Annotated in this window: 9 protein-coding genes; 6 read left to right on the forward strand and 3 right to left on the reverse strand. The window is 61.0% G+C overall.

The annotated features are described in order from the left end of the window. Positions 1-170: 170 nt before the first annotated feature. Positions 171-3602 (reverse strand): sensor domain-containing protein, encoded by a 3432-nt coding sequence (locus tag ABWU19_RS12845; RefSeq protein WP_435902074.1) that lies wholly within the window; start codon positions 3600-3602, stop codon positions 171-173. A gap of 64 nt (positions 3603-3666) precedes the next feature. Then, a complete protein-coding gene (gene purE, locus ABWU19_RS12850; RefSeq protein WP_435902075.1) occupies positions 3667-4173 on the reverse strand; it encodes a 5-(carboxyamino)imidazole ribonucleotide mutase in 507 nt (168 codons plus the stop codon). A 209-nt stretch (positions 4174-4382) separates the two neighbouring features. On the opposite strand from purE, the gene ABWU19_RS12855 reads away from it, so the two are divergent. The 6 genes from ABWU19_RS12855 (at position 4383) to ABWU19_RS12880 (ending at position 11123) form a co-directional block, all read left to right on the forward strand. After that, the gene (locus ABWU19_RS12855) at positions 4383-5828 is read left to right on the forward strand and encodes an NADP-dependent isocitrate dehydrogenase (protein ID WP_435902076.1); all 1446 of its coding nucleotides are present in this window, start codon (positions 4383-4385) and stop codon (positions 5826-5828) included. Positions 5829-5917: 89 nt separating this feature from the next. Further along, a complete protein-coding gene (locus tag ABWU19_RS12860; RefSeq protein WP_435902077.1) occupies positions 5918-6325 on the forward strand; it encodes an acyl-CoA thioesterase in 408 nt (135 codons plus the stop codon). Positions 6326-6512: 187 nt separating this feature from the next. Then, complete coding sequence (locus tag ABWU19_RS12865) at positions 6513-7481, forward strand: sodium-dependent bicarbonate transport family permease (RefSeq protein ID WP_435902078.1); 969 nt, start codon at positions 6513-6515, stop codon at positions 7479-7481. After that, entirely contained in the window at positions 7481-7783 is a 303-nt protein-coding gene (locus tag ABWU19_RS12870) for a P-II family nitrogen regulator (RefSeq protein WP_435902079.1), read from the forward strand. Before ABWU19_RS12865 ends, ABWU19_RS12870 begins: the two co-directional genes overlap by 1 nt. A 425-nt stretch (positions 7784-8208) precedes the next feature. Continuing rightward, complete coding sequence (locus ABWU19_RS12875; RefSeq protein ID WP_435902080.1) at positions 8209-10032, forward strand: 2-oxoacid:acceptor oxidoreductase subunit alpha; 1824 nt, start codon at positions 8209-8211, stop codon at positions 10030-10032. A 47-nt stretch (positions 10033-10079) separates the two neighbouring features. Next, positions 10080-11123, forward strand: a complete 1044-nt coding sequence (locus ABWU19_RS12880; RefSeq protein ID WP_435902081.1) for a 2-oxoacid:ferredoxin oxidoreductase subunit beta — start codon at positions 10080-10082, stop codon at positions 11121-11123. Here the strand turns inward: ABWU19_RS12880 and ABWU19_RS12885 are convergent. Beyond that, positions 11120-11569: YdcF family protein (locus tag ABWU19_RS12885; RefSeq protein WP_435902082.1), on the reverse strand; the 450-nt coding region annotated here is incomplete at its 5' end. The genes ABWU19_RS12880 and ABWU19_RS12885 overlap by 4 nt on opposite strands.

Below are 11569 nucleotides of genomic sequence, written 5' to 3' on the forward strand. Positions count from 1 at the left end.
AGCATTGGTTTCCACCCCAAAATCCTAAAGTCAAGGTTGAGGGGTGCGGAATGTGGGTTGTATGGAGACACTCAGTGCCTGCTCTACACCCGGCTGGCTGTGGACGCTAAAGGGGATCCCGCCCGCTCAAATGACTTCCACCCGAAGAACCAAGTTGAGGACACCTCACCTCATCTGGGCTGGTTCTGGCTTTCTGATTTCCTCACAGAAAGGAAAAGGCGCTCGATGGGTAGGGGTGGCGGCCAGTCTGCAATGAGAACCGGCTGGCCCACCAGATAACCCTGCACCAGATCGCAGCCGTTTTCGCGCAGCCACTCGAGCTGCTCTGGGGTCTCGACCCCCTCGGCCACCACCTCGGCCTCGAGGCTGTGCCCCAGGTCTATGGCCGCCCGCACCAGCTTTTCATCCCGCACGCTGGTTCCCAGGTAGCTGATGAAGCTCCGGTCAATCTTGAGGCGATCCAGCGGCAGTTGGCGCAGATAGCTGAGCGAGGCATAACCGCTGCCAAAATCGTCTATGGCTATCTGAGCCCCCAGGGCTTTGAACATGCCCAGGGCCTCCCGCGCCTGTTCGGGCTCTCGCAGCAGAACGCTCTCGGTTACCTCGAGGGTGAGCCATCGGGGGGCGACTTCTGCTTTGCTCAATTGCTCCAGAAGCTCCCGCACCACCTCGGGCTGCACCAGCGACTGGGTCGAGAGGTTGATGGAGAGGCGGCACAAAGACCCCTCCCGCCACCAGCTCTTTAGCTGCAATAAGCCTTTTTGCAGGGCCAGGAGGTCCATCTGCTCGATTAGATGCAGCTCTTCTGCCAGGGGCACAAACTCCGAGGCCCGCAGGATCTTTCCCTGATAAGGCCAGCACAAAAGCGCCTCGGCTTCCTCGATACGGTGCTCCCTTAGATGCCAGATGGGCTGGTACAGCAGTTGAAGCTGTTGCTCCTGGATGGCTTTGCGCATCGCTGCTTCAAACTGAAGCCGCTCCTCGGTATATGGGCTTTTGGCGGCATCGTAAATAACCACCCGGCTGCCCGAGTCCTTGGCCTGGTACATGGCAATATCGGCCACCTTCAGCAGCTCGACAAAGGTTCGACCATCCCTGGGAAAACTGGCAATGCCCACGCTAACCCCAAGGCTGGGCAGCTTGTGGGCAGGGTTGCTCGAGCCCAGGGTGCTGCGAATGGCCCTGGACATGCGAAACGCCACCTGCCGGGCCTGCTCTGCATCGGTGTTGAACAAAATGCAGGCAAACTCATCGCCGCCCAAACGGGCCAGCATGTCCTCGGAGCGTAGCTGTTTGCTCAGCAGCTGCGATACCTCCACCAGCAGTTCGTCGCCCACATCGTGCCCCAGGGTGTCGTTGACGGTCTTGAAGTTGTCCAGGTCGAGGTACAGCAGGCTTACCGGTATTTCCTGCTGGCCGGCTTGCAGCAGCAGCTCCTCGGCGGTTCGCCTTAAAGCCCGGCGGTTGGGCAGCTTGGTGAGCTCGTCGTGGTAGGCCATATACTCCACGTAGGCTTGTTGCTGCTTGCGTTCGCTGATGTCGCGCATCCCCACCACAATGCCCTGCAGGGCACCCGCTTCATCCCAGACAAAATTGACCAGGCTTTCAATCCACACCGCATGCCCATCCTTGTGCCTGCATTCACACTCGGTGGTATAGACCTGCTTGCCCCGGATGGCCCGCAAGCCCTGCCGCCGGACAGCGGGCCACTGGGCCTTATCGAGCAAAATGGAAACACGCCTGCCCACCAGCTCCTCCGGGCGATAGCCCAGTACCTCTTCCACCGAGGGGGTTACGTACTGCACCTTGGCCCAGGGGTCGAGCAGCAGCACCACATCGCGGATGGAGTTGGTAATCTGACGCAGGCGATACTCGCGCTCCCGCAGGGCTTCCTCGGCCCTCCGTCGCTCGGAGATGTCGCGCCCGCTCACCACACTGCCCGTAGGGTTTCCCTGTCCATCGAAGATAAAGTTGACCAGGGTGTCAATCCAGATGTAATGCCCGTCCGCGTGGCGGTAGCGCCCCTCGAGCTGATACGAGCCGCTTCCCTTTAGGCTTTGCTCAGCCAAGCGCATGGCTTTTTCGCGGTCTTCCGGGGCCAGATAATCAAAAGCCAACCGGCCCAGCATCTGCTCTGGGCTATAGCCCAACAGACGCTCCACCGATGGCGTCACGTAGCGCAAATAGCCCTGGGGGTCGGTCAGGGCCACCACGTCCTGCATGGCGTCGGTAATCTGCCGCAGCATCTGCTCGCTCTGGCGCACCGCCTGCTCGGCCTGATAGCGCTCGGTCAGGTCGCGGATGCCCGTTACAGCGCCCCGGTCACGGCCCTGGGCATCGAACAGGAAGTTGATTGAGGCTTCCATATACAGCTCGCGCCCATCGGGTCTGAGGTAGATAAAACTCGTCTGCGCAAAGGGGTTTTCCGGGCTTGCGGCGGCTGAAAGCTCCTGAAAACGCCTGGACTGCTCGGAATCCAGCAGCTCGTAGGCCGAACGACCCAGCATGGTTTCTGGAGCAACGCCCACCACCTTTTGCACCGATGGGGTAATGTAACGCACGATGGCGTTTTCGTCGGTTAGCAGAACGATGTCCTGCATAGCGTCGGTCACCTGACGCAACATCTGCTCGCTTTTACGCAACTGTTCTTCGGCCTCGCGGCGGTCTTGAATTTGCCGTGCCCCCAGCAGCATCCGGATGGGGTTGCCCTCGAGGTCGTAAATATAGTCGAGCTGGGTCTCGAGCCAGACCCTGGAGCCATCGCGGTGGCGGTGCTGGTATTCCAGTCGCAAAGGCCGCCGACCTTCCCGGGCTGCCCGTACCGCTTCCAACACCCAGCTATGGTCTTCTGGTTCAAAAAAATCGAGGGCGCTTCGGCCCAACAATTCGCGGGGATTGTAACCCAGCACGGCTTGAATCGAGGGTGTAACGTACTCGATGAAGCCTTTTGCATCCAGCATCATCACCACGTCGCGCATGGAGTTGGTCAGCTCGCGCAGGCGCTGCTCGCTTTCCCGCACCGCCTGCTCGGCCTGATAGCGCTCGGTCACGTCCCGGATGCCCACCACCGCCCCCTGGAAAGCGCCCTCCGGCGAGAAGAGGAAGTTGATGGAAGCCTCCAGAACCCGCTGCTGACCGTCGGGGCGCTGGTAAGCAAAAGCCGCTCGAGCCAGATGATTTTCGGGGCCTGCCTCACGGATCATCTGTTCAAAGATGCCCCTTTGCTCAGGGTCCAGCAGGCTGTACACCGACTGCCCCACCACCTCTTCGGGTCTCCAGCCGGCCACCGGGTAAACCGAAGGCGTGGCATACTGAATGCGGGCATCGGCATCGGTCAGCAGCACCACGTCCTGCACGGTCTCGACAATCTGACGCAACACCTTTTCACTACGCAAGCGCTCTTGTTCAGCCTGCTCGAAAGCCGCGGGGTTGTGCGGCTTATCAGGGAGTTGGTCTTCACGTAAACCCAACCCCCAGTACAGCCAGCCCAGCAGGCCCCATAGCAGCAAGCCTGCCAGGGCCAGACCCCACGAGAGCAAAGCAGCCCACACCAGCAGAATTCCAGCCAGCAGCAGCGTTACTGGCAATGCCCACCTGTTCATGCTCACCAGACTTAGTTTAGGGCATGGAGCAAAAAAACGTGCCCATTTTTGCCTTTCGGGGACATTACCCTCTGGGGCGAGGGTCGGGCTCGGCCAGCACAGCCTCGGTCTGGGTACTGCGGTATCGCTTCAGGGCGGTCTTGCACTGGGGGTATTTATTGCCCAGAATGCTCACCGCCAGCAGTGCCGCATTGATGGCCCCAGCCCGGCCTATCGCCAGGGTGCCTACCGGCACCCCGGCAGGCATCTGCACCATGGACAAAAGCGAGTCCAGCCCCCGCAGGCTTTTGGATTCGACCGGAACCCCCAGCACCGGCAGGCTGGTTTTGGCGGCGGTCATACCCGGCAGGTGGGCCGCCCCCCCAGCCCCGGCAATGATGACCTCGAGGCCCCGTGCTTCGGCCTCTTCGGCATACGCAAAGAGCAGGTCGGGGGTACGGTGGGCCGAAACCACCCGCACCTCGTGGGGCACCTGGAGCTGCTCCAGCGTTTGCGCGGCGTGCTGCATGGTCTCCCAGTCCGACTTGGAGCCCATGATGATGCCAATCAGGGGATAGGAAGGAAGGTTCATCGGGGAGTAGTTTACTGCGCTACTACTCACAGACATAAACCCGGCAACAAAAACCAACAGCCGGATTCCAGGCCCTAGCCCTTTTTGAAGCTGTTATTCCCCAGCGTAAATGGCATTTTAGCAGAAACAAACCATGTCGCAATGCGCTTTCTGCTGGGTTGGGTTGACCTAGATTGACGCTTGAGCGCCAGGCGGCGCAAGGAGAAGAGATGAACAAAACACCCATCACGGTTGCTTTTGGCGATGGTATCGGCCCTGAGATCATGCGGGCGGTGCTGCAAATCCTCGAGGCAGGCGGCGCACAGCTCGAGCCCGAGGTTATCGAGATTGGCGAAAGCGTCTATCTGCGCGGGCACACCAGCGGCATCGAGGAGAGTGCCTGGGAAAGCCTACGGCGCACCAGGGTTTTTCTCAAAGCCCCCATCACCACCCCCCAGGGGGGAGGCTACAAGAGCCTCAACGTGACGGTACGCAAAACCCTGGGGCTTTACGCCAATGTACGGCCCGTGCAAAGCTACGAGCCCTTCGTCACCACCAAACACAAATCCATTGACCTGGTGATCGTGCGCGAAAACGAGGAAGACCTCTACGCCGGCATCGAGTACCAGCAAACCGACGAAGTCACCATGGCCCTCAAGCTGATCTCCAAGCCCGGCACCGAGCGCATCGTGCGCTATGCCTACGAGTTCGCCCGGCGCAATGGGCGCAAAAAGGTGACCTGCATCTCCAAAGACAACATCATGAAGATTACCGACGGGCTGTTTCACAAGATGTTCGACGAAATTGGAGCCGAATACCCCGAGCTGCACAAAGAGCACATGATCGTGGACATCGGCGCGGCCCGCCTGGCCGAGATGCCCGAGCGCTTCGACGTGATTCTGGCCCCCAACCTGTACGGCGACATCCTGTCGGACATCGCCGCCGAGGTCGCAGGTTCGGTGGGGCTGGCCGGTTCGGCCAATGTGGGGGACGACTGCGCCATGTTTGAAGCGGTACACGGCAGCGCGCCCGACATCGCCGGCAAGGGTGTGGCCAACCCTTCCGGGCTGTTGCAAGGGGCCATCCTGATGCTGGTTCACATTGGGCAGCCCGAGGCCGCAGCGCGAATCAAGAACGCCTGGCTCAAAACCCTGGAAGACGGCATCCACACCGCCGATATCTACGACGAGCGGGTCAGCCAGAAAAAGGTGGGCACTGCCGAGTTTGCCCAGGCCGTAATCGAACGGCTGGGGCAGCTGCCCGAGCGCCTGCGCCCGGCCAAATTTGGCGAAGCCAGCAAGGAGCCGATGGTGCCCCTGATGGTACGCAACCCCAAACCCGCCCAGAAAGAGCTGGTCGGGATTGACGTGTTTTTCAACTGGCGCGGCACCAAGCCCGAAGAGCTAGCCCGGCTGCTCGAGCCCCTTTCCACCGAAAAACTCAAGCTCGCCCTGATTACCAACCGGGGTGTGAAGGTATGGCCCGGCGGCTTCCCCGAGACCTTCCGCACCGACCACTGGCGCGGGCGCTTTATGGCCCACAACACAACCCCCAACCACCACGACATTGTGGAACTGCTGGGCAAAATTGCCGCCGCGGGCATGGACTTTATCAAAACCGAACACCTTTACAACTTTGACGGCAAGCCGGGGTATTCCCTGGGGCAAGGGCAGTAAACCCAGAGGCCAGGGTTTTCTACTGTGGGCCAGACCTGATCAAACCCAGCATCCAGGCTTTCCCGACACCCAACGGGTAGACTATCCGGGTGGAGTCCAGAAGGCGCTTTGGTCAGGGTGTTGTGGTGCTCGAGAGCGACATAGATAGCCTGGGCCACGTCAACAATACGGTCTACTTGCGCTACATCGAAGACTGCGTTACCGCCCATGCCGAAAGCGTGGGGATGAGCCTGGCGCGCCTCAGGCAGCTAGGGGTGGTTCCGGTGGTGCGTCGGCATACCATCACCTACCACCGCCCGGCCCTACTGGGGGATGCGCTCGAGGTCAGCACAGAAATTGTGGCTTTCCGCAGTTTTCGCGCCACCCGCCACAACCGGATTTTTCGCGCTGGCGTCTTGTTGGTGGAGTGCGAGACCGACTGGGTCTGGATTGACCCCCTGCGCGGGCGCCCAAAAGCGGTTCCGGACGAGGTTCAAAAAGCCTTTGGACTGATCTAGGGCGGCGCTCACAAATACCCGTTACAGCGGCTTTTGTTGCCCTGGGCAGATTGCGCGCTAAAACTGGCTGGCCAGGGCCGACCAAACCTGCTTTTGCTCGAGCCAACCCCGCCACACCCGGTTGTAAGGCGGGTTGGTTTTTATGGCAGTCGTTGAATTGTCACAAACGGTCTTAGAATCGTATAACGTGGACACGCTGGAACTGCTTCGCACCAACCTGCTCTCCCCTGTCGTGCTGGCCTTTGCCCTGGGCATCGTGGCCACACTGGTCAAGTCTGACCTAAGAATCCCCGAAGCGCTATATACCACCCTCTCGATTTATTTGCTGCTGGCCATTGGCCTAAAGGGGGGCGCCGCCCTGGCGACCACACCATTCTCCGAAGTGTGGAAGCCAGCGCTGGCCACCCTGCTCCTAAGCGTGCTTACCCCGCTGCTCTCCTATGCGGCCTTACGGCGGTTGGGGCGTTTCGATGTGGTAAACGCAGCAGCTATCGCGGCCCATTATGGCTCGGTATCTGCTGTAACTTTTATTGCCGCCATCACCTACATGCAGGCCGCGCAGCAGCCAGTAGAAGGCTTCTTGCCAACCCTGGTAGCCATTCTGGAAGTTCCGGCTATCATAATAGCTTTGTTGATTGCCCGGCGAAGCCTGGGTGGAGGTTCGCTAAGCGAAGCCGTGCGGGAAATTCTGGCTGGTAAGAGCATCTTGTTGCTTGTGGGAGGCTCGCTGATAGGCTTTTTGAGCGGGCCCGCTGGCCTCAAGCAGGTGGCCCCGGTATTCGTGGATCCTTTTCGAGGCGTGCTGATGCTGTTTTTGCTCGAGCTCGGGATGGTAACAGCCAAACGCCTGCGCGACCTGCGAACGGTTGGGGGCTTCTTAATCGCTTTTGGAATGGTCATGCCCATCGTCCAAGGTAGCCTGGGGGTATGGCTGGGTAGCCTGGCTGGTATGTCGGTGGGGGGCACGACGGTGTTGGGCACCATGGCTGCCAGCGCTTCATACATTGCTGCCCCTGCCGCCGTGCGCATCGCCTTACCGCAGGCCAATCCCAGCTACTACCTCACCGCCTCGCTGGGCATCACCTTCCCCTTCAACCTGACCCTGGGGATCCCCATCTACTATGCCCTTTCACGCTGGCTGCACGGAGGTAGCTAATGACCCTGGTCTCACTCAAGCTGGTCACCATCATTGCAGAGGGATTCCTGGAAGAGAGGCTGGTTCGGGATATCAAAAAGCTGGGGGCCAAAGGCTACACCATTACCTCCGCACGGGGCGAGGGCAGCCGGGGGGTACGGGCCAGCGAATGGGAGGGCAGCAATATCCGCCTGGAAACCGTCGTGAGCCCCATGGTTGCCGAAAAGATCCTCAACCACCTGGCCGAGGTTTACTTTGCCAATTACGCCGTTATTGCCTTTGTGGAAAACGTGGAGGTGGTGCGGGGGGATAAGTACACCTAGCACCCACCCACAACGCCGAGTGTGCATTGCAAGCAGCCGAGGGCCTGGATGCGGTTTTGCTTTCTTGCATGGGGGCGCTCGAGTTGCAGGCCAGGTTCAGGTTGTGGCAGGCCATTCCTACCCACCTTAGAGCGCTCTTCACATATTGAGCCGCGGATGGGGGGCAAGTTCTGTGAAGACTGCAATAGGAGCAGCTCCTCGCGGTGCTGCAGGTGGAGCCCGGCAAACAGAACGAACCCAGGACATTTTGTACCGGGCCGGAATACCAGGAACCGCTGCACCTTGGCATACCCAATGAAGGCCCCTCTTGTGCTATTTTTCCCATGAAATAGGGCATAAAGTCACTCCAACACCTCACCCGTTTCCGATAGGATATGGGCACACCAAGTGCTGGCCTGATGGGTTACATAGCACTAGGAGGTATCATGAGTGTTCTAGAACGACAACAAGAGGCGGGCCTGACAACCCACACACCCATCATCAACGACTTTTCCCTGGTTGTTGCCACCGCCAACGGAACCGGAAGTCAGACCGCAAACCTTACTTTGCTGCGGTCTTTTTTTAAGATGGGCATACCGGTACACGGCAAGAACATCTTTCCCTCCAATATTCAAGGCTTGCCCACCTGGTACCACATCCGGGTCAGCCATGAAGGCTACATCGCCCGCCGGCCCTCCGAGATTCTGGTGGCCTTCAACCCCGCTACCGCCCACGAAGACCTGCAGGAGCTTCCCGCGGGCGGGGTGTGTGTCTACAACACCGACCTGAAGAACCTGCCCAGGCGCGACGACGTGGTGTATTACCCAGTTCCGGTCGGCGAGCTGATCGCTGGGATTGACGTTCCGGTCAAGCGCAAGCCCTACATCGCCAACATGGCCTATGTGGGGGTGGTGGCCTGGATGCTGGGGGTGCCCCTGGAAGTGGTGGAAGAAGCCCTGGGGGCGCAGTTCGACTACCGCCAAAAGCTGGTGGAGAGCAACATGCAGGTGGTGCGTCGGGCCTTCGCCTGGGCCAGCGAGAATCTGCACAAGCAAGACCCCTACCGCCTCGAGCCCATGAACAAAACCGAGGGGCTCATCATCATGACCGGCAACGAGGCCGGCGCGCTGGGGGCGGTGTTTGGGGGGGTCAGTGTGGCGGCCTGGTACCCCATCACCCCTTCGACCAGCTTTATGGACGCCCTGCGCGAGTTCTTGCCCAAACTCCGCAAGGATCAGGACGGCAAACCCACCTATGCCGTCATTCAGGCCGAGGATGAGCTGGCCGCTGCTGGCATGATTATGGGGGCGGGCTGGGCTGGCGCACGGGCCCTTACCGCTACCAGCGGCCCCGGCATCAGCCTGATGGCCGAGTTTGTCAGCTATGGCTACTTTACCGAGATTCCGGCGGTGATCTGGGACATCCAGCGGGTCGGCCCCAGTACCGGGCTGCCCACCCGTACCAGCCAGGGCGATGTCTCCTTTGCCTACACCCTGGGCCATGGCGACACCCAGCACCCCATCTTGTTTCCTTCCTCCATTGAAGAGTGCTTCGAGTTTGGCTGGAAGTCGCTGGACCTGGCCGAGCAGCTGCAAACCCCGGTGTTTGTGCTCTCCGACCTGGACCTGGGCATGAACAACTGGATGGGCCAGCCCTTCGAGTACCCCAGCCAGCCCCTCCAGCGCGGCAAGGTTTTGAGCGCAGAAGAGCTCGAGGCCCTGGGTGGCTTTGCCCGCTACAAAGACGTAGACGGCGACGGCATTCCCTACCGCACCCTGCCCGGCACCCCCCACCCCCTGGCCGCCTATTTCACCCGCGGCAGCGGCCACAACGAGCAGGCCCAGTACAGCGAACGCGCCGACGACTGGGAGCGCAACATGGCCCGCCTGGCCCGCAAGTTCGAGACCGCCCGCAACCTGGTGCCCGCCCCTGCAATAGATCACAACCCCTCAGCTAAGGTAGGCATCATCGCCTACGGCACCACCCGCTACGCCATCGAGGAAGCCCGCGACCGGCTGGCCCGGCAGCTTCCCACCAGCTTTTTGCGCCTGCGGGCCCTGCCCATCAACCAGCAGGTGCGCGATTTTGTGGCGGCCCACGAGCGGGTCTACGTGATCGAGCTCAACCGCGACGGACAGGTGCATGGCATCCTGCAAACCGAGATGCCCCAGTACGCGGGCCGCATCCACTCGATTGCACACCTGGACGGGCTGCCCCTCACGGCCCGCTGGGTACAGGAGCGCTTGCTACAAGCAGAAGCCCTCAGATAGGGCAAAACCCCTTCAGTGGTTACCGCCATCAACGGCAAAAGGATGTTATGGAAAACCCCAATCCAGTTCCCCCCATCAAGCTCAATGCGGTGGGCCTGAGCAAAAAAGACTACGACGGCGCACCCAGCACCCTGTGTAAAGGCTGTGGGCATAACAGCATCGCCAGCCAGGTGGTGCAGGTCGGCTTCGAGCTAAACCTCAGGCCCCACGAGGTTATCAAGCTTTCGGGCATCGGCTGCTCTTCCAAGTCGCCGGCCTATTTTCTGGGCATGTCGCACGGCTTCAACGCCCTGCATGGGCGGATGCCCAGCGTGGCTACCGGAGCCCTGCTGGCCAACCATACCCTCAAGGCCATTGGGGTCTCGGGCGACGGCGATACCGGCAGCATCGGGATGGGCCAGTTCAAGCACCTGATGCGCCGCAACGTGCGGATGGTTTATGTGGTGGAGAACAACGGAGTCTACGGCCTGACCAAGGGCCAGTTCTCGGCCACCGCGGAGGAGGGCCTCGAGCTCAAATACGCCGGCCATAACGAGTTTCCTCCGATTGACCTATGCATGGAAGCGATCATCGCCGGGTGCGGCTTTGTGGCCCGTAGCTTTGCGGGCGACGCCAAGCAGGTGCGCGAGCTGCTCAAGGCCGCCCTCTCCCACCGGGGTACGGCCCTCTTGGACATCATCAGCCCGTGTGTGGCCTTCAACAACGAAGACAATAGCCCCAAGAGCTATGGCTACGGCACCAAGCACGAACAGCCCCTGCACGAGCTGGGCTTTATCCCCTACGCCGAGGAAATCTCCATTGAGCCCATGCAACCCGGCGAGTTCCGCACGGTGCGGTTGCACGACGGCTCCCTGATTAGCCTGCGCAACCTGGACAACGACTACGACCCCACCAACAAACTGGCGGCCCTCGAGCGCCTGCAACGGGCCCAGGAAACCGGGGAGTTCATCACCGGCCTGATCTACTACAACCCCGACCGCCCCAGCCTGGCCGAGGTCGAGGAGCTCAGCACCCCCCTGGCCCAGCTTTCGGAGCAGCAGCTTCGCCCCGGCAAAATGGCCCTGGAACAGTTCTTGCAGGCCTACCGCTAGAGCCAGCCGCGCAGCCGGTAGGTCAACAGGCCCAGGTATTCCCGCACCAGCGGGGTAAGGGCCTGTAAGCGGTCGGCGGGGGCCACCAGGGCCATGTCAAAGCGGGGCTCGCTCGAGACCACGCTCACCACTTCCACGCCCAGGTTGCGAAAGGCTCCCGCCGACCGCCGGCTGTGGGTGGGGGTGGTGACCAGCAAAACCCGCCCCCACCCCCGCTTTTGCACCAACTGGGCTACGGCCAGGGCCTCGGTGCGGGTGGTGCGCATCTGGGGCAGGAAAACAACCTCCGGGCCTTCCTCCCCGTACAGCGCCCTGACCCGCGCTGCCGCCACCCGGCCCAGCGAAGGGCAGCGCGCATCGCCAAAAATCTCCCCCACCGTATCGGAGAGCCCACATTCCGCACCCCCCTTCACTCCAGCAGGTAATATCGCTCCACCCCCAGCAGG

The sequence above is a fragment of the Meiothermus cerbereus genome, assembly GCF_051297115.1.
Classification (GTDB): Bacteria; Deinococcota; Deinococci; order Deinococcales; family Thermaceae; genus Meiothermus; species Meiothermus cerbereus_A.

Bases quoted from the DNA above. Each gene is read 5' to 3' on its own strand.
- ABWU19_RS12845 (WP_435902074.1), bottom strand. From the start codon at position 3,602: ATGAACAGGTGGGCATTGCCAGTAACGCTGCTGCTGGCTGGAATTCTG.
- ABWU19_RS12875 (WP_435902080.1), top strand. From the start codon at position 8,209: ATGAGTGTTCTAGAACGACAACAAGAGGCGGGCCTGACAACCCACACA.
- ABWU19_RS12870 (WP_435902079.1), top strand. From the start codon at position 7,481: ATGACCCTGGTCTCACTCAAGCTGGTCACCATCATTGCAGAGGGATTC.
- purE (WP_435902075.1), bottom strand. From the start codon at position 4,173: ATGAACCTTCCTTCCTATCCCCTGATTGGCATCATCATGGGCTCCAAG.
- ABWU19_RS12880 (WP_435902081.1), top strand. From the start codon at position 10,080: ATGGAAAACCCCAATCCAGTTCCCCCCATCAAGCTCAATGCGGTGGGC.
- ABWU19_RS12855 (WP_435902076.1), top strand. From the start codon at position 4,383: ATGAACAAAACACCCATCACGGTTGCTTTTGGCGATGGTATCGGCCCT.